Below are 23,703 nucleotides of genomic sequence, written 5' to 3' on the forward strand. Positions count from 1 at the left end.
GACGCGGACGGCGCACGCCTGATCACCCACGAGCCGGACGGCGGCACCCCCTGGGTGAGCCTTCCGACAGGCGAGGGAGTCGCCGTCGCCGCGCGCAGCACGGAGGCGGAGCTACGCCGAGAAGAGCGGCAGGCACGTCCGAAGGGAAACGAGCACTTCGGTCGTGGACCGCGCTCAGCTGCCGGGGTCGAAGCGGTGGCGGGCGGCCTCGATGTGGCTGAAGTAGCGGTGCGTCCAGTCGCACATCGCGTCGACGGTGGCGCGGAGGCCCTGGCCCGGCTCCGTGAGGGTGTACTCGACACGTGGCGGGACCGTGGGGTGCACGTTTCTCTCGACCAAGCCGTTGCGCTCCAGCATGCGCAGGTTCTGGGTGAGCATCTTGTGGCTGATGCCCTCGATCTCGTTCCGCAGCTCGCTGAAGCGCAGCGTCCCGTCCCCGAGTGTCTCGATGATCAGGAACGCCCACTTGTTGGCGACGTCGGAGAAGATCTCTCGCGCCAAGGAGTCCGCGCGCCTGAGGTCCGCTTCATCGGACGGGCTCTTGATCTGTTTGGTCACCAACGGGTTCCCCAGTCACTGAAAAGTGCGTTCTTCCATGTCAGCGAACACTCTCCTACGGTTCCTGAGTAACCACAAGAGACCGCGGGTGCCTGGGGCCGGGCTGACATGACCCCGCAGGCGCCCAGTACAAGGAGACAGACAGCATGGCCGTCAACCTGGTGAACCCGAGCGGATTGCCCGTGATCGACGTCTACCGGCAGGTGTCGATCGCCACGGGGTCGAAGCTGGTCTTCATCGCCGGTCAGGTCGCCTGGGATGCCGAGGGGACCACGGTCGGCGAAGGCGACCTCGCCGCCCAGGTCGAGCAGTGCTACCTCAACATCGGCACCGCTCTGGCCGAGGCCGGCGGCTCCTTCGACGACGTGGCGAAACTGACCTTCTACGTCGTCGACTGGACCCCCGACAAAATGCCCCAGCTCCTGGAGGGCATCTCCCGGGGAACCGCGAAGCTGGGCACCACCGCGGCCCCACCGGCCTCGCTGCTGGGTGTCGCGGCCCTGGACATCCCCGACCACCTGGTCGAGATCGAAACCACCGCGATTCTCGACTGAACAGCCGCCTTCGCCCACGGAGCACGGAAGTGCCCCCCACTGTGTTCAGTGGGCGACCAGCCGCCACGGGGCGTCGTCGTGCCCGGGTCGCACGACGAGGTCGACGACCGCGCGCTGGACCTCATGGCGGGTGAGCGGGCTCGGCCGTTCCGGGGCGGGCTGCCGGGCGCGCGCGTCGGCACGGACGGTAGCGAGGAAGCGGCGCGCACGGTGCGGGGGCGCCCGGCACATGACCGAGGTCCCGGACGCGGTCGGCGAACAAGCCCGGGACCTGCTGGTCACCGTCCAGACGGAAGCAAGTGAGGCCGCCACCCCCGAGAGGGGGTGGCGGCCTCACTTTCGCTGACGGGTGTGGGTCATGGCGCGTTTGCTGACGGGTGTGGGGCATGGCGCGCCGTGGTGCAGGACGGGAGCGGAGAGCGAGCAGTACCAGCGAGCGCTGACGGGCGGCTTTTCAGCGGGTCAGCCCGTGCGTCCGAGGTGTCCGCCCACCCGCGTGCTCTTTGTCTGGTGGACAGGCGGTGCGTAAAGGGTGCCCCAGCGGGCTGGGAGCGACTCGGTGGGCTTGCCCCGTGCTGCGGTTCAGTGGCGTTGGCCGATCGCCTTGGTCGCACTATCGGTGCGGGTCTCCGGGTTGTGTCGGCTGATCGGCTGTGCGCTGGGCGCGGTCTTGGCGCCGGGTTGCGTGGAGGGAGCCGAGCAGGTGGAGGGAGTGGGCGCTGGGGCTGCCCGGTTCGGCGTGGTAGATGACGAGCTGCTGGCCGGGTGCCTCGCGTACGTCGAACGCCTGGTAGGTGAGCGTGAGCGGGCCGACGTCCGGGTGGTGGATGTGTTTGGCCTCCTGCGTCTTGCCTCGCACGGTGTGGGAGTGCCACAGGCGCGCGAAGTCCGCGCTGTGCTCGGTGAGGGTGCCGACGAGTTCGCGCAGCCGGGGGTTGTCCGGTTCGAAGCCGGTCGCCTCGCGGAGGTTGGCGACGGTGGCTTGTGCCGTCCGGTTCCAGTCCGTGTAGAAGGTGGGGCCGGCCGGGTCGAGGAAGGTCATGCGGGCGAGGTTGTCCGCCGGGGTGAACGCCGAGTAGAGGGCTTGGGCCAGCGTGTTGGCCGCGAGGAGGTCGAGGGTCCTGTTCATGACGAACGCCGGGGTGTCGGAGTAGCCGTCCATCAGCTGTCGCAGGGCGGGGCTGACGCGCTCGGTCCGGCGAGGCGACAGCCGGTCGGCGGGGGCGGCTCCGGCCAGCCGGTACAGGTGCGCCCTGGCGTCCTCGTCGAGGTGCAGCGCATGACTGAGAGCGTCGATCACCTGGGGTGAGGGGTTGCGTTCGCGGCCCTGTTCCAGGCGGGTGTAGTAGTCGGCGTTCACTCCGGCCAGGACGGCGACCTCCTCGCGGCGCAGCCCGGCGACTCTGCGGGTCCCGTGGCTCGGCATCCCGACGTGGTGCGGGCGCAGGGCGGCGCGGCGTGCGCGCAGGAAGTCCCCCAGGCGGTTTTCGTCCATGCCTTCAGGCTAGGAGACGCGCCGCCGGGCTGCCTGGGTGTGGCGCACCCAGGCAGCAAGCGTCCTGGTCGGACATGGCTGACCAGCGCAGACTCGGTGGAGCGGGAAGGACCGCACCGTTCGAGGAGAGGAGACCGCCATGGCCGAGATCGAGGACGGCCACGTGGACGTGGTCGGTATGTGGGTGACCGAGGACGGGCACATCCGGCAGGAGCTGCTGCCGGACGGCCGTTACGACGAGGCGCGCGGCGAGCGGGCCAGTGCGTACACCGGCCGTTACACAGTCACCGGGAGTCACCTGGACTACGTCGACGACACCGGGTTCACCGCCACCGGGGACATCCGCGACGGAGTGCTCTACCACGAACACCTCGTGCTGTACCGGGAGTCGAGCCCGTCGTAGGGGCGGCGAGCGGGGCGGGACAACGGGGTCCGGGCGGCAGCTCCTCCGGCCGGGGAGAGCGCCCCCCCGTGGGAGCGGACCGGCCCGACTGCCGAGGCAGGCAGCAGTCGCTGACAGACGTATCAAACGCAAGGGAAGGACCGTATGCATGACCGGACGACGTCTTGAGGGCAAGGTGGCCCTGATCACGGGCGCGACCGGGGGGATCGGCGCGGCGACCGCCGAACTCTTCGCCCGGGAGGGCGCCCGGCTGGTGATCACCGATGTGGCCCGGGAACCCCTCCAGAACCTGGCGCGGCGCATCGAGGCGGGTGGCGCGGAGGTGGCGACCGCCCTCCTCGATGTCTCCTCCGCCCGGGAATGGGAGGAGGTGACGGCCCTCGTGCGCGATCGTTTCGGCGTGCTGGACGTGCTGGTGAACCTCGCCGGAATCGTGGACTGGCCGGGTATCGAGGACACGCGGGAGGAGGTGTGGGACCGCGTGATCGACGTGAATCAGAAAGGCACCTGGCTCGGCATGAAGGCGGCGATGCCGCTGCTGCGAGCGAGCGGCAACGCGTCGGTGATCAACACCTCGTCCGTGCTCGGCCTGGTGGGCAGCGGCGCGGCCGCGGCCTACCAGGCGTCGAAGGGGGCTGTGCGCCTGCTGAGCAAGACGGCCGCGGTCGAGTACGCGCGGCAGGGCGTACGGGTCAACTCGATACATCCCGGAGTGGTCGCCACACCGATGATCCAGGACCTCCTGGACGAGCAGGGCGACCAGCAACCGGACATCCAGCGCACCCCCATGCGCCGAGCCGGCCGCGCAGACGAGATCGCCCCCGCGATCCTCTTCCTCGCCTGCGACGACTCCTCCTTCGTCACCGGCTCGGAACTCGTCGTCGACGGCGGCCTCACCGCGCACTGAACAACCCGACCGCCGAGCGTCCACGACGCCACCGGTGCGCATGCGCGGCAAGCGCGCTCATCTCCCGTGCCGTCCGCCTCGTGCGTGCGTGACCGTTCAGCAGCCCGGACAGCCGGCGCGGGAAACCGCGCGCGACCCGATCCTTACGAGAGGAACTCATCATGACGCCCACCGCCGCTTCCGCCGAAGCGTCCGAGTTCGCCGGGAAGACCGCCCTGGTCACCGGGGCCGCGCGCGGCGTCGGCAAGGAGACCGTGGCACTGCTCCACGCCCGCGGCGCCCACGTCGTCGCCGTCGACCTGCGTCCCGACGTCACGACCCTGCGGGACGAATTCCCCGGCGTACTCGCGATGCGCGGTGACATCACACGGGAGGAGACCGCCGCCGACGCGGTCCGCTCGGCGCTGGACACCTTCGGAGGACTGGACATCCTGGTCAACAACGCCGGACGCACCCTGCACAAACCCGTCACCGAGACCACCGCCGAGGACTGGGACACCGTGATGGCCGTCAACGCCCGCGGATCCTTCCTCTGCGCCCGAGAAGCCTTCCGGGCCATGCGGAGCCGCGGCGGCGGAAGCATCGTCAGCACCGGGTCCTACGCCGGCACGGTCGCCCTGCCCGGAGGCGCCGCCTACAGCGCGTCCAAAGGCGCCCTGGCCCAGCTGACCAAGGTGCTCGCCGTCGAAGGCGGCCCCTGGGGCATCCGCGCCAACCTCGTCGCCGCGGGCGTCATCGAGACCGACTTCCTCGACACGATCCGCCCCGACAGCCGCGCCTACCTCGCCTCGTTCGGCGACGCCCAGCCCCTGGGCCGCGTCGCACAGCCCGAAGAGATCGCCGAGGTTCTCTGCTTCCTCGCCTCACCACGCTCCAGCTTCATCACCGGAGCCGTGGTACCCGCAGACGGCGGCTTCACCGCCGTCTGACGCGACGGGGCCGATCAGCCGTTGCCCGGACACACCACCCTGCCTGCCGGACGACGGGTTGCCGGAAGGTCTCGGCGTGCTCCTTTTACGGGTCGGTCAGAGCGCCGTCCTTGCCGCAGCAGAGCACGGTGTTCGCGCTGTTTCCAGTTCTCCACGCCCTGAAGCCCGCCCTGTATCTCGTGCCGCAGGCAACGCCGAAGAGGCGCTCGCCCGTGCCCGTGCCGCCTACGAGGGAATGGCTGCCGCGCTCGATGAGGCCCAAGAGCCGAGGCTGATGCGCCCGTGGGGTGGAAGCGGCCCCGAACTCCGAAGTCGAAGGTGGCCAAGAAGGAGGAACCGCGCGGGCAGCGGCGGCGGCTCCAGGGAGCCGTCAAGCACCGCCTCGCCGCCGTGACCGTGTTCTCTGTGCCTTCTCGGGGCTGACGAGGCAGCCCGGCGCCATCGGCGAGAGGTGTCGGCGTACGGAGTTCTCTCCCGGACTATCTAGTCGCTGGGGTGACGAGGAACTGAGTGAGGCCGCCATCCAGGAAGGGATGGCGGCCTCACTGTTGCTGACGAAGCGTCAGGCGGAACCGGGCGCGGTGCGCACGTGGTGCACGACAGGGGGACGAGCGAGAGGGAACAACGAGCACTGACGGTCAGCTTTTCAGCAGGTCAGCCCGTGCGTCCGAGGTGTCCGCCCACGCCCCGCGTGCTCTTTAGATGTCGAAGTACAGCTCGAACTCGTGGGGGTGCGGGCGGAGCTGGATCGGGGCGATCTCGGCGGTGCGCTTGTAGTCGATCCAGGTCTCGATGAGGTCGGAGGTGAAGACGCCACCGGCCTGGAGGTACTCGTTGTCCGCTTCGAGGGCGTCGAGGACGGCCGGGAGGGAGGTCGGGACCTGGGGGACGCCCGCGTGCTCCTCGGGGGCGAGCTCGTAGAGGTCCTTGTCGATCGGCTCGGCCGGCTCGATCTTGTTCTTGATGCCGTCGAGGCCCGCGAGGAGGAGCGCCGAGAAGGCGAGGTACGGGTTCGAGGACGGGTCCGGCGCGCGGAACTCGACGCGCTTCGCCTTCGGGTTCGAGCCCGTGATCGGGATGCGCATCGCGGCGGAGCGGTTGCGCTGCGAGTAGACCAGGTTGACCGGGGCCTCGAAGCCGGGGACCAGGCGGTGGTACGAGTTCACCGTCGGGTTCGTGAAGGCGAGCAGCGAGGGCGCGTGCTTGAGGATGCCGCCGATGTAGTAGCGGGCGATGTCCGAGAGGCCCGCGTAGCCCTGCTCGTCGTAGAAGAGCGGCTGGCCGCCGGTCCACAGCGACTGGTGCACGTGCATGCCCGAGCCGTTGTCGCCGAAGATCGGCTTCGGCATGAAGGTCGCGGTCTTGTTGTTGCGCCAGGCGACGTTCTTCACGATGTACTTGAAGAGCATCAGGTCGTCGGCCGCGGCGAGCAGCGTGTTGAACTTGTAGTTGATCTCGGCCTGTCCGGCCGTGCCCACCTCGTGGTGCTGGCGCTCGACCTCGAGGCCGGCGCGGTCCAGCTCCAGGGAGATCTCGGCGCGCAGGTCGGCGAAGTGGTCGACCGGCGGGGCCGGGAAGTAACCGCCCTTGTAGCGGACCTTGTAGCCGCGGTTGTTCACCTCGGAGCCGGTGTTCCAGGCGCCGGCCTCGGAGTCGATCTCGTAGACCGAGCGGTTCGCCGAGGTCTCGAAGCGGACGCTGTCGAAGACGTAGAACTCGGCCTCGGGACCGAAGAACGCGGTGTCGGCGATGCCGGTCGAGGCGAGGTACGCCTCGGCCTTCTTCGCCACGTTGCGCGGGTCACGGCTGTACTGCTCGCCCGTGATCGGGTCGTGGATGAAGAAGTTGATGTTGAGCGTCTTGTCGCGGCGGAAGGGGTCCACGCGCGCGGTCGACAGGTCGGCGCGCAGCGCCATGTCCGACTCGTGGATCGCCTGGAAGCCGCGGATCGACGAGCCGTCGAAGGCGAGCTCATCGGCCGGGTCGAACGCCTTCGCCGGCACCGTGAAGTGCTGCATCACGCCCGGCAGGTCGCAGAAGCGGACGTCGACGAATTCCACGCCCTCGTCGGCGATGAACTTCTTGGCGTCATCGGCGTTCTGGAACATCCAACTCCTCCTCCTCCCACCCGGGGAGGGGCGGGGGTTTCAGCTCGTGCCCGCAGTCAGTGCGGTGACCCACGGTGGAGCCGACCATAGAAAGACGGGATTTCTCAAGCGTGACCCATTTGTTTCACCGAAGTTAACCACCTCGGGGCTCCTGAGCGGCCGGGCCACGGCGCGCGTCTACCCGCGTCCGCCGCCCCCACGCGCCCGTACGCGCCGGGCGGGGGCTGCCAGGGGGCGCGGGGGCCGGGCGCAGTACCGTGGAGCGGTGGACAACAGGGATGCAATGGGATCGTGGCTCTCGGGCCCGCGTGCCGCCGCCGAGGAGATGGGTGTCGACTTCGGGTACCGGGGCGAGCGCCTCGGGCTCCCGCAGGAAGGTCCCGGCTCCCTCGCCCCTCTCGGCCGCCGCTTCGGCGCCCTCTTCGTGGACTGGGCCCTGTGCATGCTCATCGCATACGGTCTCCTCGCGCGCGGTGACCAGCAGGCGGCGGGGAACTGGGCCCTGGCGATCTTCTTCGTCCTGAGCGTGCTCACCCTCGGCACGGTGGGCGGCACCCCCGGCAAGGCCCTCTTCCGCCTCCGCGTCATCGCCGAGGACGGCGGCAGGCTCGGCATCGTCCGCGTCCTGATCCGCAGCGTGCTCCTCTGCCTCGCCATCCCGGCCCTCATCTGGGACCGCGACTCCCGCGGCCTCCACGACCGCCTGGCCCGCGCGGTGCAGATCCGGGTCTGAGGCCGCCTCTCCGCGAGCCGTACGTCTTGGCGCACTCCCTCACTCCCGGCACCTGCGGACGGGCGTCCGGATGCCCTGTGGCACGGGCCCCATGGGGAGCGGCATGTTCGGCATGGTGTCGCCGTTCGCCCGCCGCCCCCTCGACGAGGACGGCGCTCCTCCCCGGCAAGCGCACGATCCCGGCCCCTCGCACGCCGAAGGGGCGGGCCCCTTGGCGGGCCCGCCCCTTCGGCGGTTGTGGTGACGGGTGGGAGGAATCAGCGGCGCGGGCCCCGGGGCATCCGCATCCCCTTCGGCATGGGCCCCTTCGGGAGCGGCATGTTCTTCATCATGTCGCCCATCGCGCGCAACCGGTCCGTGGTCTCGGTGACCTGGGGCCCGGTGAGGACGCGCGGGTACTTCAGAAGGGTCGTACGGACCTTCTTCAGCGGGACCTGGCCCTCGCCGTTGCCCACGATCATGTCGTGCACCGGCACGTCGGAGACGACGCGCGCCATCTTGCGCTTCTCCGCCGCGAGCAGGCTCTTGACCCGGTTCGGGTTGCCCTCGGCGATCAGCACGATGCCGGGCTTGCCGACCGCGCGGTGCACGACGTCCTGGCTGCGGTTCATCGCGACCGCCGTCGTCGTCGTCCACCCGCGCTTCATCTGGTCGAGCACCGCCGCCGCCGCGCCCGGCTGCCCCTCCATCTGCGAGAACGCCGCACGCTCGGCGCGCCGCCCGAAGATGATCGCCATCGCGAGAACGCCGACGAGGAAGCCGAAAATACCCAGGTAGACCGGGTGGCCGATCAGGAAGCCGATCGCGAGGAGCACGCCGAAGACGACGATCCCCACGGCACCGATCACCAGGCCGATTTTCGGATCGACCCGTCGGGTCATCTTGTAAGTGAGAGCGATCTGTTTCAGTCGCCCCTGATTCGCAGAGCTCTCTGCGGTGTCCTTCCTCGCCATGCTGTGGAGTTTACGTGGCGCGCCCCGCGCTAGGACGTGCGGGCGGGCAGCGCGCTCAGGACGGCCTCCGCCTCGGCCCGTTCCCTGGCTCGCGCGCGGTCGGCGATCACGGCCGTGCGCGCGTTGCGCGCGGAGCGGCTGAGCAGGGCGGAGTCCACGGCGCGGACGGCCGAGGAGAGCGGGGCGAGGAGGGTGGTACGGGCCTTCGGCAGGTGGTGGACGCTCGGCACGGTGGGGCTCCCCGGGGCTGACGACGGTGACGCGCTGCTCGTACGGGCGAGAACGTCACGCGAACCCCCGCGGCGCCTCGCTCCCAGCGTCACAGCACGGTGTTACCAGCCGGTGACCGACGGGTCAAACGGTCATGAAGCGGCGGAAGACCGTCTTCCGTGAACGCCGTGCGAACGACGTGCGCACGCCGCGCGGGCCTTCGCGATCACAGGCGAAAGACGGCGGCCCCGGAACCGCCCCCCGCCTGGGGGAACGGTTCCGGGGCCGGGGGCACTGCGCGGTCCGCCCCCCCCGCTCCCGTCCGGGAACGGGGCGCGCCCTGCGCGCGCGGGACGCGCGCCGCTGTGCCGGACCTCACACGGTCGGCAGCGGGCCCCTGGGCCTCACACGGTCGGCAGCGGACCCCTGGGCCTCACACGGTCGGCAGCGGCCCCGCCATCGCGCCGCGCCGCTCCATCGCCTGCTGGAAGAGGCGGCCGGCGCGGTACGAGGAGCGGACGAGCGGGCCCGACATGACCCCGGAGTAGCCGATCTGCTCGGCCTCCTCCTTCAGCTCCACGAACTCGTGCGGCTTGACCCAGCGCTCGACGGGGTGGTGCCGGGGCGAGGGGCGCAGGTACTGCGTGATCGTGATCAGCTCGCACCCTGCCTCGTAGAGATCGCGCAGCGCCTCGCTGACCTCCTCGCGGGTCTCGCCCATGCCGAGGATGAGGTTCGACTTCGTGATGAGACCGGCCTCGCGGGCCTCGGTGATGACCTTGAGGGAGCGCTCGTAGCGGAAACCCGGACGGATGCGCTTGAAGATGCGCGGGACCGTCTCGACGTTGTGCGCGAGGACCTCGGGGCGCGAGGCGAAGACCTCGGCGAGCTGGTCCGGGTCCGCGTTGAAGTCGGGGATGAGCAGCTCGACCTTCGTGCCGCCCAGGGCCCGCTCGGCGGTCAGCGCGTGGATCTGCCGGACGGTCTCGGCGTAGAGCCAGGCCCCGCCGTCCTCCAGATCGTCACGGGCGACGCCGGTGACGGTGGCGTAGTTGAGGTCCATCGTGCGGACCGACTCGCCGACGCGGCGCGGCTCGTCGCGGTCGAGCGCCTGCGGCTTGCCCGTGTCGATCTGGCAGAAGTCGCAGCGCCGGGTGCACTGGTCGCCGCCGATGAGGAAGGTGGCCTCGCGGTCCTCCCAGCACTCGTAGATGTTGGGGCAGCCGGCCTCCTGGCACACCGTGTGCAGACCCTCGCTCTTCACGAGTTTCTGCAGCTCGTTGTACTCGGGGCCCATTTTGGCGCGGGTCTTGATCCACTCGGGCTTGCGCTCGATGGGGGTCTGGCTGTTCCGGACCTCCAGGCGGAGCATCTTGCGCCCGTCGGGTGCGACTGCGGACATGCCCGGCGCCCCTTTCTGCTGCGATCGCGCGTCGTGGCTTTCGATTCTTCGGCGAGGCCCAGCCTACGCCCGTGAGGGCAGGGGCCCGCTCCGTGCCCAACCCAGCGAACCGCAGGCGCATTCCCCCGTACGGCCCAACGGAGGCCACTGGTCGGGGAACTGGCCCCGGTACGGGGGCGGGAAGAGCTTCCCCACGGGGGCGGGGTCGGCCCTCCCGTACGGGCGGCGGCGTCGCACCCGTACGGCCCCGGGCCCCGTCAGACCGCTGTCGACAGCGGCGGCGCGCCCGCGCCCGTGAGGACCTCGGCGAGATGGCGCTCCAGGACCGGCAGCACCTCCCGGACCGTGACCTCGCGGCCCAGCTCGCCCGAGAGCGAGGCGACGCCCGCGTCGCGGATGCCGCAGGGCACGATGCGGTCGAAGCCCGTCGTGTCGGAGTTCACATTGAGCGCGAAGCCGTGCATCGTGACGCCCTTCGCGATCCGCACGCCGATCGCGGCGAGCTTGCGGTCCTCGTGGCGCTGTCCCGCGTTGGAGGGCGCGTACTCGGGGCCCGCGAGCCGCGGATCGAAGAGCGGGTCCGTCCGCTCCAGTTCGAGGGTCAGCCCGCCGGGCCGCTTCTCGACCGGGTCGCCGAGCATCCACACGCCGCTGCGCCCCTCGACGCGCGTCGCTTCGAGGCCGAACTCGGCGCACGTGCGCAGCAGGGCCTCCTCCAGGTTCCGTACGTGCGCGATGACGTCGACCGGGCTCGGGAGCCGCACGATCGGGTAGCCCACGAGCTGGCCGGGGCCGTGCCAGGTGATCTTGCCGCCGCGGTCCACGTCGATCACGGGGGTGCCGTCGAGCGGGCGCTCGCTCTCCTCGGTACGGCGGCCCGCCGTGTACGTCGGCGGGTGCTCCAGGAGCAGACAGGTGTCGGGGATCTCGTCGGCGACGCGCGCCGCGTGCACCCGGCGCTGCTCCTCCCAGGCGTCGAGGTAGGGCGTGTACGCCGTCTCGGCGGACTCCAGGCCCATACGGACGAATCGCAGCTCACTCACGGCGTGCCTTCCCACATGCGTCCTTCGGTCCTCCGGCACCCACGCGTGCCTTCGCCACTGTACGGCGGCGCGCGCGGACGGCGACGGCAGGCCCCGGGGCGGACCGGTGGGGCGGGCACGGGCCGATGGCTGGGGCGGGCGCGGGCCGACCGGCGGGGTGGGCAGGGGGCGACAGGCGCGGCGGCCACGGGTGGAACGGGGGTGGGCACGGGCCGACGGGCGGGTGGGGGAGAGGTTTCACGTAGCCGGAAAGCAGCCGGTTCAGGGGAAATCCTGACGCGCCACGAACGAGTGAACGCGTACGGCCTCCAGGGCCCGCTTTCCGTCAGTTCTCCGGGCAATCCTCACACGATCGGATGAACGAGGGACGAAGGACGTGATGAGAAGTTCGCCGCCCGTTACATTCGCGCCGTTCCACGAGGGCAGCTTTCGGGCCCGGAAGGCAGGAGACCGCACAGCTGATGACGGACCGAACCCCTCAGCGCACCCCCAACCGACAGCTCGCCGCGCTCATCGCGGAGGCGGGGTTCTCCAACGCGGGGCTCGCCCGGCGAGTGGACCAGCTCGGACTGGAACACGGGCTCGACCTGAGATACGACAAAACCTCCGTGACCCGCTGGCTGCGCGGCCAGCAACCGCGCGGCACGACCCCCGCGCTCATCGCCGAGGTCTTCACGCGACGCCTCGGCCGCAGGCTCAGCGCCCAGGACCTCGGCCTGGACGCCTGCGCCCCCGTCTACGCGGGCCTCGAATTCGCCGGGACGCCCGAGGAGGCCGTCGACATCGTCGGCGGCCTGTGGCGCAAGGACTCCGGGAGCCACGCCGAACTCCGCAAGATCGCCTTCACCCCCGCGGGCCTCGTCGTCCCGAGCCGCGACTGGCTCATCGGCCGCCCCGACGAGCGGGTGGGGCGGCTCGCGGACGAACGCGCGGGGCGGGCGGGACGCCCGGAACCCAAGGAGGGCGCGGAGAACACGGAGATCCCCCGGCAGGAACCCATGCCCGTGGGCGCGCTCGGCGTGCCCCCGCAGCCGACGGCGGGTGCCAACCGGGTCCCGCAGCAGGCCAGGCCGGGGGCCCTGCGCGGTCCGGCCCCCGCGCCGGGCGCCTCGTGGCAGCGCTCGGGGAGCGAGCGGGGCCCCGGGCAGAAGGTCACGAGCGGCGACATCGCCGCGCTGCGCTCCGTCGCCGACCTCTTCCGCTCCCTCGACAACGCCTACGGCGGCGGCCACGCCCGGCAGGCCCTGGTCCGCTACCTGGAGCACGAGGCCGAGCCGATGCTGCGCGGCGTCTACGGCGAGCAGACCGGCCGCCGCCTCTTCGCCGTCGTGGCGGACCTCACGAGGCTCGCCGGCTGGACCTCGTACGACATCGCCGCGCACGGACTCGCGCAGCGGTACTTCGTGCAGGCCCTGCGCCTCTCGCAGGCCGCCGACGACCGTGTCTACGGGGCGTACGTCCTCATCACGATGAGCCGCCAGGCCGTCTACCTCGGCCACGGCAGGGAGGCGGTGCAGCTCGCGCGGGTCGCCCAGCAGGGCGTCGGCTCGGCGGTGCCGCCCACCGTGCAGGCACTCCTGCACGCGGCGGAGGCGCGGGGCCACGGGGTGCTGGGCGAGACGCGGTCCTGCACGGCCTCCCTCGTACGGGCCGAGCGGGCGCTCGAAGCGGCCCGCCCCGGCGACGAGGTCCCCGGCTGGGCCCGCTTCTTCGACGAGGCCCAGCTCGCCGACGAGTTCGGGCACTGCTACCGCGACCTCCAGCAGTACCGGGCCTCGGCACAGCACGCCGAACGCTCCCTGCAACTGCGCGCGAGCGGCTACGCCCGCAGCCGCCTCTTCTGCCGCGTCGTCCTCGCCACGGCCCGCCTCGGCCTCGGCGACCTCGATGCGGCCTGCGCCCACGGAGCGGAGGCCGCGCAGGCGGCGGGCGAGATGCGCTCCGTTCGCGCGGTCGAGTACGTACGCGACTTCGAACGCCGCCTGGAGCCGTACCGCGACGCGGGCCCGGTCCGGGGGTACCGGGACCGGGTGGCGGCGTATCAGTGAAGCGGAGTGGCTGAAAGCGGTCTGTGGACAACTCGGTGGTCCTGCGGAAAGCGCTCACCGGATCGGGTGGTGGGCGCGGTGGGCCCCTTCAGGCCGCCACCACCTCCGGCAGGCCGCGGGTCCGTGCGCTGGGTGTGACGCCGAAGTCGCGCAGGACGGCGTGGGCGGCGCGGCGGCCGGAGCTGAGGGCGCCCTGGACCGAGCCGGTGTCGCGGTGGTCGCCGCACACGTAGAGGCCGTCCAGGACGCGGACCGCGCGGCGCGGGTCGTGCGGCGGGGCCATCGCGGGGACCGCCTCCGCGTCGTGGTGCACCGCGAGCAGGTCCCAGTCCCCGGTCGGCACGCCGTACAGCGCCGCGAGGTGCGCCCGTACCGGGGCGTCGAGACCGGCGGGCGGGCGGCCCGGGATCGTCGAGGAGACGAGCGCGCGCCCGGCGGGAGCACGGCCCGGGTCCACGGCGCTCAGCACCGCCGTGTGCGAGACCGGGCCCGAGCGGTCGCCGTCGAGGACGAGCGAGGACCCCGTGGCGGGCGCGACGGGCGCGCTGTGGTGGAAGACCGTCACCTCGTGGAAGCGTGGCACGCGAAGGCCCGGCAGCAGCTCCGCCGCGTCCCTGGCGCCCGTCGCCACGAGCAGCGCGCGGCAGTGGAGTTCGCCGTGCTCCTTCGTTGTCACGGCGGACGTCGACACGGCCGTCACGTGCACGCCGGTACGGATCGTGCCCGGCGGCAGCGTCGCGGCGAGCCGTTCTGCGAGCGCCCCCGAGCCGCCCTCGGGCACGCACAGCCGCCCCCGCGCGAAATCGCGCAGCGCGAAGTCCGCGACGCGGGAGGACGTGGACAGCTCGGGGTCGAGGAGCAGCGCGGTGAGCAGCGGCCGGAGGAACGTCTGCGCGGTACGGCGCGGCAGGCCCTGCGCCACGAGCGCCTCGGCCGCCGTGCGCTCCTCGCGTGCGCTCAGCCGGGCGTCGTCGGCGTGCGCGAGCCGGGAGAGGACGGCGGAGAGCCGCGCCTGGTCGAGGGCGCGGGCCCCCGCTCCGTACGGACGGGGGGCGCTCGCGAGGGCGCGTGCCGCCGTCAGTGCGCCCCTGGCGCGCCTGCCGTCGCCGACACGGTGCAGCCGCCCTCCGCTGCGTACGAGCGCGCCCGGTGCGAAGGGCCGCAGCGGGAGCCCTTCGAGGCCCGGGGTGCGGCGCAGTTCGGGGTGCGCGGTGCTCAGCAACCGGCCCACGCGGTCGAGCCGGAAGCCGTCCACCTCCTCGGTCGCCATGCGCCCGCCGACGCGCGGCCCGGCCTCCAGGACGGAGACCGTCACTCCCGTACTGACCAGGTGGTGCGCCGCCGAGAGGCCCGCCACTCCGGCTCCGACGATGATCACATCCGCTTGCTGTGCCGTATCGAACACGGCCCCTCCCTCGGGGTCGGGCGTCTGCCGCTGGGGCGTGTGCCCCGAACAGCCCGCGCTATGAGCCCAGTTCCTCGACGAGCCTAGGAGCGGGGCCGGAAGCGGGGGAGCGCTCGCACGGGGGCGCGGGGTGGCACGGGGTGGCTCGGTACCGGGCACGCCGGGTCACCGGCCGCCGCGACGCGGCCTCGTACCACCGCTCGCCGGTCCGGGCCCCGGACCACGTGCCGCCATTCCCCGCTCCCGCCCCGCCGCTCGCCGGTCTTGGGCCCCGGCCTCGTACCGCCGCTCGCCGGTCCCAAGCCTCCGGTCCCGCCCCGCCCCGCAGTGCCGTGCTCCGCCCCCGCCGCAGCCGTCCTCAGCCCCGTGCCGCCGCCGCGATCGCCTCGTCCGCGAGGGGGAAGGCGAAGCGGAAGCCGGAGTCGAGGAGGCGGCGGGGGACGACGCGCTGACTGCCGAGGACGTCGCCCGCGAACTCGCCCAGGGCGAGGCGGAGGGCCGGGGCCGGGACGGGGAAGGGTGTGGGGCGGTGCAGGACGCGCCCCATCGCCGCGGTGATCTCGCGGTTGGTCACGGGCTCGGGCGCCGTCAGGTTGACGGGGCCTTCCAGCGCGGGCGTGTCGATGAGGTGGCGCAGCGCCGCGACGTGGTCGTGGAGCGCGATGAAGCTCCAGTACTGCCGCCCGTTCCCCATGCGCCCCCCGAGCCCCGCCCTGAACAGCGGGAAGAGCCGCCCCCACGCCCCGCCCCGGCGCGAGACGACGAGCCCCGTGCGCGCGAACACCGTCCGCACCCCTGCCTCGGCCGCGGCGCCCGCCGCCGCCTCCCACTCCACGCACACGTCCGGCAGGAAGCCCTCGCCGGGGCCCGCGCTCTCGTCCACGGCACGCTCGCCCGTATCGCCGTAGTAGCCGATCGCGCTGCCGCACACGAAGACCTCGGGCCGCTGGTCGAGCGAGGCGACCGCCTCCGCGAGCGTCGCCGTGCCGCGCACGCGGCTGTCACGGATGGTCCGCTTGTACGCCTCGGTCCAGCGGTGGTCGCCGACACCCGCGCCCGCGAGGTTCACGACCGTGTCGCAGCCCGCGAGGGCCGCGGTGTCCACGTCACCGCGCTCCGGGTCCCAGCGCGCCTCGTCCCCGGCCCGTGCCTCGCGCCGTACGAGCCGCACCACCGCGTGCCCGTCGGCGCGCAGCGAGCGGGCGAGCGCGCCGCCGATGAGCCCGGAGGCCCCCGCGATCGCCACGCGCCGCCGCGCGGGCCCCTCCCGTGCCGCCGCCTCGTCCGCGTCGAAACCCCCGCCTGCCACGGGGCCCCCACCCGTCGCCGCGCCCGTGCCGTCGTCGTGCTCGTGCTCGTCCATGCCGTCATCGTGCCCCGCCGGTCCGGGAAAATGGCGTGAGGGGTGAGCGGCCCGGGTGAAGGATGACCCCATGCCGACCGAACAGCCCATAGCCACGCCCGCGCAGCCGCCCGCCCCGCGCCCCGCCCCCGGGGCTCCCCTCATCCGCCCCGCCCGCGCCGAGGACGAGCCCGCGCTCGCCGCCCTCGACGCCGCCACCTGGTCCACGCTCCACGCCGTCACCCCGCGCCCCGTACCCCCGTTCCCGCCCTTCTTCCGTCCGGAGCGCGGCCCCGAGGCCCACCTCGTCGCCGAAGTCCCCGAGACGCCGGGCCGCCCGGTCGGCTATCTCCGCCTCGTCCCGTCCCTCCCCCTGCCCGCGAACGCCCACGTCCGCGCGATCCAGGGCCTCGCCGTCGACCCGGCGGTACGGGGCCGGGGCGTCGCCCGCGCCCTGCTCCGCGCCGCCGTCGCCCGCTGCCGCGCCGAGGGCGCCCGCCGCCTCACGCTGCGCGTGCTCGGCCACAACACACCCGCACGGCGCCTCTACGAGAGCGAGGGCTTCGCCGTCGAGGGCATCCTGCCGGAGGAGATGTTCCTCGACGGGGCGTACGTGGACGATGTCCTCATGGGCCTCGTGGTACACCCCGAGGAGTGACGCCGGGGCCACCCGGCGTGCGGTGCGAGCGGCACCGTACGAGGGTGGGACCCGCGCCGTACGAAGGCGGGGCGAGCGGTCCGGATCGACAGCGGGCCCGGAGGGAGTACACCCGATGCAGGGGCCGGAGCCCGAGAACACGAGCCGCGGCGAGAACCGGCCCTGGCGGGTCGCCGTCGCCGCGCGCGCGGTGCTGCGCCGCCAGGACCGCGGCGGCGGCCCGCTGCGCGTGGCGCGCCCCTCCCGGTGGCTGCGGTGGCTCCCCGTCTACCTGCTCTTCGCGCTCGCCGTGGTCCAGGGGATCGTCGGGAACAGGATCGAGCTCGGCTTCCTCATCGGCGCGATCCCGCCGCTCGCCGCGCTCACCTACAAGGCGTTCGGCACCGCCGTCTTCGGCGGCATCGTGCTCGTCCTGCTCTGGGTGCCCGCGATCCGGCTCGGCCGCGCGGGCGACTCCGACCTCATCACGGTCGCCTTCGTCGCCGTGCTCAGCGTCGTCATCGCCTGGGCGCGGCGCCGCAGGGACGAACAGCTCGTCACCGTCCGCACGGTCGCCCAGGCCGCCCAGTTCGCGGTCCTGCCCCCACTGCCGCCCCGCGTCGGCCAGGTCCGCTGCGCGGGGCTGTACCGCGCCGCGCAGCACGGCACGCTCGTCGGCGGGGACCTCTTCGACGTCCGCGAGGGCCCGTACGGGGTGCGCGCGCTCGTCGGCGACGTGCAGGGGCACGGACTCCAGGCGGTCGGTACGGTCGCCGCGCTGCTCGGCGCCTTCCGCGAGGCCGTGCTCGACCAGGAACGCCTCACCGGCGTGGCCGGGCAACTCGACCGCAGACTCAGCGTCGACGCCGAGGACATGATCGCCGCCGGCCGGATCGAGGGCGACACCGACGCCGTCTCGGAACTCTTCGCGACCGCCGTGCTCCTCGAGTTCCCGCCCGGCTCCACGGAGGTACGGATCGTCTCCTGCGGACACCCGCCGCCGCTCCTCATCCACGCCGGTGGCGCCCGCGAACTCCCCGTCATCGCCGGCCCGCCGCTCGGCCTCGGGGTCCCCTCCGACGGCTACCGCACGCTGACGGTGCCCCTGCGGACGGGGGAGTGGCTCTTCGCGTACACCGACGGGGTGACCGAGACCCGCGACCGCGGGGGCACCTTCTACCCGCTCACCGAGCGGGCCGCCCGGCTGCGCACAAACGACCCGATCGCCTTCACCGACACCCTCTGGGACGACCTGCGCGGCTACGCGCGCGGCGACATCACGGACGACGTCGCCATGCTCGTCTTCGCCCCCGACCCGCCGGACCTGCCCGACCCGCCGGACGTGACCGACCCGGTGACGGGGCCGGGCGGCGGGACGGGATGAGCGGACCGGAGAGCCTCGCCCGTACGGAACCGGCGGACCTCGCCCGTGCGGAACCGGCGGGCCCGGCCCGCGCGGCCCGAAGTGCGCCTCGCCCGCTCAGCCCCCCGGCCCCCTCAACCCCCGTACCGCTCCCACAGCCGCGGGTACCGGGCCTCCAGCTCGTCCTCGTCGTCGAGCGGGAACGGCGTGCCCTCGGGGACCTCGGCCTCGGGCGGCAGGCCGAGCGCGGGCAGCGGGGCCCCGGTGAGCTGCTCGTAGGCGTCCTCGGCCGCCTCGCCCAGCTCGCCCGCGTCCCCGTCGATCTCCTCGTCGAAGTCCGGGAGCAGTTCCGCGAGCGAGTCGGCGTCGGCGAGCGCGCCCTCGAAGACGGAGCGGCCCTGCGCGATGAGCCAGCAGCGGAAGTAGTCGAAGCTCTCCTCGTCGGCCCCCTCGGGCGCGGCGAGCAGCACTCCGGCCGCGCCCCACAGCTCCCACGTCCATGCCCGGCGGAAGCGCACCGTGAAATGACGGGCGAAGTCCGCGACCGACTCGGGGTCGAGCTGGAGGAGCCGGTCGACGACCATGTCGGCCTGCTCCTCCGGATCGCCGTCCGCCGCCTCGCGGGCGGAGTCGATGATCTCCCAGAACTGCGTCTCGTCCATCACGAGCACAGCATCCGCCCTTACCGCGCCCGGCGCACGCCGGGCCGGGCGGGAACGTGCGTTCTGCCCCGCCCGCGCGGGTGGCGAGGGCGCGGGGCGGGTAGGGCGCACGCGCCGCGCCGGAGGCGGGACAGCGTCCGGATCAGGCCAGCTCCGCCAGGCCGCTCAGCGGGTTCAGCGCGAGCGCCCCGAAGACGGCGCCCTGCGGGTCGCTCAGCACGGTGAAGCGGCCCGAGGCGATCGTGCGGGGCGGGACGAGCACGGTGCCGCCCGCCTTGGCGCAGCGCGCGGCCGTCGCGTCGCAGTCCTCCGTCGCCACGTACACCGTCCAGTGCGGCGGCACGTGCGCCGGGAAGGAGTCGTTCATGCGCAGCAGCCCCCCGAAGGGCTCGTCGTCGACGGTCCACATGCGGTAGCCGTTCTCGTCCGGACTCGTCGTCGCCCAGCCGAGCACGGTGGCGTAGAAGTCGGTCGGTACGGCGGGATCGCGGCTCGCCAGCTCGAACCAGCAGAAGCCCCCGACCGCGTTGACGACCCCGAAGCCCGGGTGCGCGCGCCGCTGCCACAGCCCGAAGACCGCGCCCGCCGGGTCCGCGCACACCGCGTACCTGCCCTGGTCGAGCATGTCCGAGGGACCCGCCGTGACCGTGCCGCCCGCGCCCTCGACGCGCGCGGTGACCGCGTCCACGCCCTCGGCCTGGAAGTACGGCAGCCACGCGGCCGGGCGGTCCGGGCGCGCGGTCGGCACGAAGCCGCCCACGCTCCGGCCGTCGTCGAGCGCGAAGAGCCCGTAGCCCTGGGCGTCCCCGCCCGGCAGCTCGCTGCCCTCCCAGCCGAGGACGGACCGGTAGAAGCGGCGCGCGGCGGCCGTGTCGGGGGTCGTCAGATCCGCCCAGCAGGGCGCCGACGGCACGTTGGCGATCTTCATGGACCGTGCTCCCGCTCCGGTCGGTGGCACGGGCGTGGCGCGGTGCGCGGGCGCCCGGGGACGAGTCCATTCACGCACGGCTCGCGGAAGCGGGCAAAAGGGCGGATACGGGCAGGGGGTGGGACGCGACCCGCGGGTCGCGTCCCACCCCCTGCCAAAGGGCTCAGAGGCCGTAGCGCTCGCGTGCCTCCTTGACGGCGGCCGGCTTGACCAGGCCGCCGCGGGCGAGCTGGGCGAGCGTCGCGACGACGACCGACTCGGCGTCCACGCCGAAGTAGCGGCGGGCCGCCTCACGCGTGTCGGAGATGCCGAAGCCGTCCGCGCCGAGCGAGGTCCAGTCCTGCTCCACCCACTGGGCGATCTGGTCGGGGACCTGGCGCATGTAGTCGCTCACCGCGACGACCGGGCCCGGGGCCCCGGAGAGGGCGCGGGTCACGTACGGGACGCGCTCCTCGCCGCGCAGCAGCGCCTCGTCCGCCTCCATGGCGTCCCGGCGCAGCTCGCTCCACGAGGTCGCCGACCACACGTCGGCGGCGACGCCCCACTCCTCGGCGAGCATCCGCTGCGCCTTGAGCACCCAGTGGATCGCGGTGCCCGAGGCGAGGAGCTGGGCCCGGGGGGCCTTCTCGCCGAGGCTCAGCCCGGCGGTCTCGGCCGTGTTGAAGCGGTAGAGGCCCTTGAGGATGCCCTCCTCGACGCCCTCGGGCTTCGCCGGCTGCGGCATCGGCTCGTTGTAGACGGTGAGGTAGTAGAAGACGTTCGGGTCCTCGTCGGGCCGCGCCTCGCCGTACATTCGGCGCAGACCGTCCTTGACGATCGCCGCGATCTCGTAGGCGAAAGCGGGGTCGTACGTGAGCGCCGCCGGGTTCGTCGCCGCGATGGCCGGGGAGTGGCCGTCCGCGTGCTGGAGGCCCTCGCCGGTCAGGGTCGTACGACCGGCCGTGGCGCCGACGAGGAAGCCGCGGCCGAGCTGGTCGCCGAGCTGCCACATCTGGTCGCCCGTGCGCTGCCAGCCGAACATCGAGTAGAAGATGTAGAAGGGGATCATCTGCTCGCCGTGCGTCGCGTACGACGTGGCGGCGGCGATGAAGTCCGCCATCGAACCGGCCTCGGTGATGCCCTCGTTGAGGATCTGGCCGTTCTCCGCCTCGCGGTAGTACATGAGCTGGTCGCGGTCGACCGGCTCGTACGTCTGGCCCTTGGGGGAGTAGATCCCGAGGGACGGGAAAAGCGATTCCATGCCGAAGGTGCGGGCCTCGTCGGGCACGATCGGGACCCAGCGTTTGCCGGTCTCCTTGTCGCGGATGAGGTCCTTCACGAGGCGGACGAAGGCCATCGTGGTCGCGACGGGCTGGGTGCCGGAGCCCTTGTCGAAGGCGGCGAACGCCTTGTCGGCGGGCGCGGGCAGCGGCGCGAGCGGCTGGGTGCGGCGGGCCGGGGCGAGACCGCCGAGGGCCGCGCGGCGCTCGTGCAGGTAACGGACCTCGGGCGAGTCGGCGCCGGGGTGGCCGTAGGGCACCTGGCCGTCGACGAAGGCGGAGTCGGGGATCGGCAGGCCGAGCAGGTCGCGCATGTCCTTGAACTCGTCCACCGTGAGCTTCTTCATCTGGTGGTTGGCGTTCTTGGACTCGAAGCCCTTGCCGAGCGTGTAGCCCTTGACGGTCTGCGCGAGGATCACGGTCGGCTGTCCCTTGTGGGAGAGCGCGGCGCGGTAGGCGGCGTAGACCTTGCGGGGCTCGTGGCCGCCGCGGGAGGTCTTGAAACACTCCAGGATCTTGTCGTCGCTGAGCAGCTTGCCCAGCTCGACGAGGGCCGGCTCGGCGCCGAAGAAGTGCTCGCGGATGTAGGCGACCTCGCGCGTCTGGTACGTCTGGAACTGCGCGTCCGGTACCTCGCGCAGGCGGCGTACGAGCGCGCCCGTCGTGTCGAGCTGGAACAGCTCGTCCCAGGCGGAGCCCCACAGCGTCTTGACGACGTTCCAGCCGGCGCCGCGGAACTCGGCCTCCAGCTCCTGCACGATCTTGAAGTTCGCGCGGACCGGTCCGTCGAGGCGCTGGAGGTTGCAGTTGATGACGAAGGTCAGGTTGTCGAGACCCTCGCGGGCCGCGAGCGTGAGAGCGGTCGTCGACTCGGGCTCGTCCATCTCGCCGTCGCCGAGGAAGGCCCACACGTGCGACTGCGAGAGGTCCTTGATGCCGCGGCTCGTCAGGTAGCGGTTGAAGCGCGCCTGGTAGATCGCGGAGAGCGGGCCGAGGCCCATCGACACCGTGGGGAACTCCCACAGCCACGGCAGGCGGCGCGGGTGCGGGTAGGACGGGAGGCCCTTGCCGCCGGCCTCCTGCCGGAAGTGGTCGAGGTGCTCCTCGGTGAGGCGGCCGTCGAGGAAGGCGCGGGCGTAGATGCCCGGCGAGGCATGGCCCTGGACGTAGATCTGGTCGCCGGAGCCGTCGCGCTCCTTGCCCTGGAAGAAGTGGTTGAAGCCGGTCTCGTAGAGCCACGCGGCCGAGGCGAAGGTGGCGATGTGGCCGCCGACGCCGTGTTTCGAGCCGCGCGTCACCATGGCCGCCGCGTTCCAGCGGTTCCACGCGGTGACGCGGGCCTCCATCTCCGGGTCGCCGTCGATCTCGGGCTCGGCGGCCGTGGGGATGGTGTTGAGATAGTCGGTCTCAAGGAGCTTGGGCAGCGCGAGACCGTTGCCCTCGGCGCGTTCCAGCGTGCGGCGCATCAGGTACGCGGCGCGGTGCGGCCCGGCCGCCTCGGTCACGGCGTCCAGGGACGCCTGCCATTCGGCGGTCTCCTCGGGGTCGCGGTCCGGGAGCTGGTCGAGCTCGCTGGGCTGGATGCGGGTGGGGTCGGTCATGTCGCCGCCTTCCGTGTCGAAGGGGGGTGTTAGCCCTGTGGAGGCAGGACAGGGCGCCGGACTCGGTGGAGTCCGTCCTCGACTGTAAGCCGCTGATCGATGATCGATCAAAGGCTGGGAGGGAAAAAATTGCCCGGAACGGGAAATTGGCATCCAGTGCCCGTCGAATCGGCACGGAGTGTCGCTTGACCTGGGGCGATTTGCCGGACTCGGCGCTCGGGTGGCGGGGAGAGCGCTCAGGCGGGAGGGGGCCGGCAGCCTGTGGACAACTCGGGGGTCGTGCGGAAAGTGCTCACCGGATCGGGTGAGGGGCGTGAGGGGTTTCGCGGAGTTGTCCACAGATTTCGGTGGAGAGTCGGGGGCGGGGGGTGATTTGCGGAAGACTGGTAACAGGGGAGCCCCCCGGGTGGGAGGGGGCTGTCACGGCTGGGCGGGGCTTGTCACGGCTGGGCGGAAGCCCCAACGCCCCCGCCCCCAGCCCCCACCCTCACGCCCTCGGCGCGCACCCCAGTACATGCGCCTTCACCAGCGGGCCGATCTGCGGGTCCCGCGCCCGGAAGGCCCGGACCAGTTGCTCGTGCTCCTCCGCGTACGACTGCTGCCGCGTGCCCAGCCAGCGGATCGACAGGGCCGTGAAGACCTCGATGCCCAGCCCCTCCCACGTGTGCAGCAGCACCGCGTTCCCCGCCGCGCCGACGAGGGCGCGGTGGAAGGCGACCGTGTGCCGGACCTGGCCCGTGCCGTCCGAGGCGCTGTCGGCCTCGTACAGAGCCGTCACGTGCGGCTCCAGCGCCGAGCAGTCGGTGGCGAGCCGCTCGGCGGCCAGTTCCGCCGCGATCTGTTCGAGCCCGGCCCGTACCGGATAGGACTCCTCCAGGTCGGCCGCCGTGATGTTGCGGACCCGGACGCCCTTGTTGGGCGCCGACTCGATGAGCCGCAGGCTCTCCAGCTCGCGCAGTGCCTCCCGTACCGGCGTCTGGGAGACCTCCAGCTCGACGGCGATGCGCCGCTCCACGATCCGTTCGCCCGGCTTCCAGCGCCCGCTGACGATCCCTTCCACGATGTGCTCGCGGATCTGGTCACGCAGCGAATGGACGACGGGCGCGGTCATGGAAGCTCCTACGACTCCTTCGACAGGGTGTCGTACGAACCATACGGCGGCG

At 72.5% G+C, this 23,703-nt stretch carries 22 protein-coding genes; 8 read left to right on the forward strand and 14 right to left on the reverse strand.

Going from position 1 to position 23,703, the window contains the following annotated elements; all coding sequences use genetic code 11:
• Window positions 1–174 precede the first annotated feature (174 nt).
• Window positions 175–561: a winged helix-turn-helix transcriptional regulator gene (locus IF99_RS0101655; protein WP_030994461.1), complete on the reverse strand. Its 387-nt coding sequence runs from the start codon at window positions 559–561 to the stop codon at window positions 175–177.
• A gap of 143 nt (window positions 562–704) precedes the next feature.
• Between IF99_RS0101655 and IF99_RS0101660 the strand changes: the two genes are divergently transcribed.
• Complete coding sequence (locus IF99_RS0101660) at window positions 705–1,112, forward strand: RidA family protein (protein ID WP_030994462.1); 408 nt, start codon at window positions 705–707, stop codon at window positions 1,110–1,112.
• A 45-nt stretch (window positions 1,113–1,157) separates the two neighbouring features.
• On the opposite strand, the gene IF99_RS0101665 is transcribed toward IF99_RS0101660, so the two are convergent.
• Entirely contained in the window at window positions 1,158–1,394 is a 237-nt protein-coding gene (locus IF99_RS0101665) for a hypothetical protein (protein ID WP_158716574.1), read from the reverse strand.
• Window positions 1,395–1,725: 331 nt separating this feature from the next.
• Window positions 1,726–2,607, reverse strand: coding sequence for a helix-turn-helix transcriptional regulator (locus IF99_RS0101675; protein WP_030994464.1), 882 nt, complete (start codon window positions 2,605–2,607; stop codon window positions 1,726–1,728).
• Window positions 2,608–2,746: 139 nt separating this feature from the next.
• Between IF99_RS0101675 and IF99_RS0101680 the strand changes: the two genes are divergently transcribed.
• From IF99_RS0101680 to IF99_RS0101690, 3 genes are all read left to right on the forward strand, one after another.
• Window positions 2,747–3,010, forward strand: coding sequence for an Atu4866 domain-containing protein (locus IF99_RS0101680; RefSeq protein WP_030994465.1), 264 nt, complete (start codon window positions 2,747–2,749; stop codon window positions 3,008–3,010).
• A 148-nt stretch (window positions 3,011–3,158) separates the two neighbouring features.
• Window positions 3,159–3,917, forward strand: a complete 759-nt coding sequence (locus IF99_RS0101685; RefSeq protein WP_030994466.1) for an SDR family NAD(P)-dependent oxidoreductase — start codon at window positions 3,159–3,161, stop codon at window positions 3,915–3,917.
• A gap of 161 nt (window positions 3,918–4,078) precedes the next feature.
• On the forward strand, window positions 4,079–4,846 hold the full coding sequence (locus tag IF99_RS0101690) for an SDR family NAD(P)-dependent oxidoreductase (protein WP_030994467.1): 768 nt from the start codon (window positions 4,079–4,081) through the stop codon (window positions 4,844–4,846).
• A 698-nt stretch (window positions 4,847–5,544) separates the two neighbouring features.
• Here the strand turns inward: IF99_RS0101690 and glnA are convergent.
• Window positions 5,545–6,954, reverse strand: a complete 1,410-nt coding sequence (gene glnA / locus IF99_RS0101695; protein ID WP_030994468.1) for a type I glutamate--ammonia ligase — start codon at window positions 6,952–6,954, stop codon at window positions 5,545–5,547.
• 265 nt (window positions 6,955–7,219) lie between these two features.
• Here glnA and IF99_RS0101700 point away from each other — a divergent pair, with 265 nt between their 5' ends.
• Window positions 7,220–7,687, forward strand: coding sequence for an RDD family protein (locus IF99_RS0101700; RefSeq protein ID WP_030994469.1), 468 nt, complete (start codon window positions 7,220–7,222; stop codon window positions 7,685–7,687).
• A 257-nt stretch (window positions 7,688–7,944) separates the two neighbouring features.
• Here the strand turns inward: IF99_RS0101700 and IF99_RS0101705 are convergent, their stop codons facing one another.
• From IF99_RS0101705 to lipB, 4 genes are all read right to left on the reverse strand, one after another.
• The gene (locus tag IF99_RS0101705; protein WP_030994470.1) at window positions 7,945–8,640 is read right to left on the reverse strand and encodes a DUF4191 domain-containing protein; all 696 of its coding nucleotides are present in this window, start codon (window positions 8,638–8,640) and stop codon (window positions 7,945–7,947) included.
• Between the two features lie 29 nt (window positions 8,641–8,669).
• Window positions 8,670–8,870 carry a hypothetical protein gene (locus IF99_RS0101710; RefSeq protein ID WP_030994471.1) on the reverse strand — a complete coding sequence of 67 codons (201 nt, stop codon included), beginning with the start codon at window positions 8,868–8,870 and terminating at the stop codon, window positions 8,670–8,672.
• A gap of 413 nt (window positions 8,871–9,283) precedes the next feature.
• The gene (lipA, locus tag IF99_RS0101715; protein WP_030994472.1) at window positions 9,284–10,252 is read right to left on the reverse strand and encodes a lipoyl synthase; all 969 of its coding nucleotides are present in this window, start codon (window positions 10,250–10,252) and stop codon (window positions 9,284–9,286) included.
• 257 nt (window positions 10,253–10,509) lie between these two features.
• The gene (lipB, locus tag IF99_RS0101720; RefSeq protein WP_030994473.1) at window positions 10,510–11,295 is read right to left on the reverse strand and encodes a lipoyl(octanoyl) transferase LipB; all 786 of its coding nucleotides are present in this window, start codon (window positions 11,293–11,295) and stop codon (window positions 10,510–10,512) included.
• Between the two features lie 461 nt (window positions 11,296–11,756).
• Here lipB and IF99_RS0101725 point away from each other — a divergent pair, with 461 nt between their 5' ends.
• Complete coding sequence (locus IF99_RS0101725) at window positions 11,757–13,343, forward strand: hypothetical protein (RefSeq protein WP_030994474.1); 1,587 nt, start codon at window positions 11,757–11,759, stop codon at window positions 13,341–13,343.
• Between the two features lie 88 nt (window positions 13,344–13,431).
• On the opposite strand, the gene IF99_RS0101730 is transcribed toward IF99_RS0101725, so the two are convergent.
• Window positions 13,432–14,748 carry an NAD(P)/FAD-dependent oxidoreductase gene (locus IF99_RS0101730; protein ID WP_030994475.1) on the reverse strand — a complete coding sequence of 439 codons (1,317 nt, stop codon included), beginning with the start codon at window positions 14,746–14,748 and terminating at the stop codon, window positions 13,432–13,434.
• Between the two features lie 358 nt (window positions 14,749–15,106).
• Window positions 15,107–16,111 (reverse strand): TIGR01777 family oxidoreductase, encoded by a 1,005-nt coding sequence (locus IF99_RS0101735; protein ID WP_078654948.1) that lies wholly within the window; start codon window positions 16,109–16,111, stop codon window positions 15,107–15,109.
• 70 nt (window positions 16,112–16,181) lie between these two features.
• Between IF99_RS0101735 and IF99_RS0101740 the strand changes: the two genes are divergently transcribed.
• The gene (locus IF99_RS0101740) at window positions 16,182–16,748 is read left to right on the forward strand and encodes a GNAT family N-acetyltransferase (RefSeq protein WP_030994477.1); all 567 of its coding nucleotides are present in this window, start codon (window positions 16,182–16,184) and stop codon (window positions 16,746–16,748) included.
• A 115-nt stretch (window positions 16,749–16,863) separates the two neighbouring features.
• Window positions 16,864–18,111, forward strand: coding sequence for a PP2C family protein-serine/threonine phosphatase (locus IF99_RS0101745; protein WP_030994478.1), 1,248 nt, complete (start codon window positions 16,864–16,866; stop codon window positions 18,109–18,111).
• 113 nt (window positions 18,112–18,224) lie between these two features.
• On the opposite strand, the gene IF99_RS0101750 is transcribed toward IF99_RS0101745, so the two are convergent.
• The 4 genes from IF99_RS0101750 to IF99_RS0101765 all read right to left on the reverse strand — a co-directional run bounded on the left by IF99_RS0101750 (window position 18,225) and on the right by IF99_RS0101765 (window position 23,651).
• On the reverse strand, window positions 18,225–18,752 hold the full coding sequence (locus IF99_RS0101750) for a DUF4240 domain-containing protein (RefSeq protein WP_030994479.1): 528 nt from the start codon (window positions 18,750–18,752) through the stop codon (window positions 18,225–18,227).
• Window positions 18,753–18,894: 142 nt separating this feature from the next.
• Window positions 18,895–19,680, reverse strand: a complete 786-nt coding sequence (locus IF99_RS0101755) for a VOC family protein (RefSeq protein ID WP_030994480.1) — start codon at window positions 19,678–19,680, stop codon at window positions 18,895–18,897.
• Window positions 19,681–19,843: 163 nt separating this feature from the next.
• Window positions 19,844–22,540 (reverse strand): pyruvate dehydrogenase (acetyl-transferring), homodimeric type, encoded by a 2,697-nt coding sequence (gene aceE, locus IF99_RS0101760; RefSeq protein WP_030994481.1) that lies wholly within the window; start codon window positions 22,538–22,540, stop codon window positions 19,844–19,846.
• 487 nt (window positions 22,541–23,027) lie between these two features.
• Window positions 23,028–23,651 carry a GntR family transcriptional regulator gene (locus tag IF99_RS0101765; protein ID WP_030994482.1) on the reverse strand — a complete coding sequence of 208 codons (624 nt, stop codon included), beginning with the start codon at window positions 23,649–23,651 and terminating at the stop codon, window positions 23,028–23,030.
• Window positions 23,652–23,703: the final 52 nt, after the last annotated feature.

The organism is Streptomyces sp. NRRL F-5630 (genome assembly GCF_000719475.1).
GTDB lineage: Bacteria > Actinomycetota > Actinomycetes > Streptomycetales > Streptomycetaceae > Streptomyces.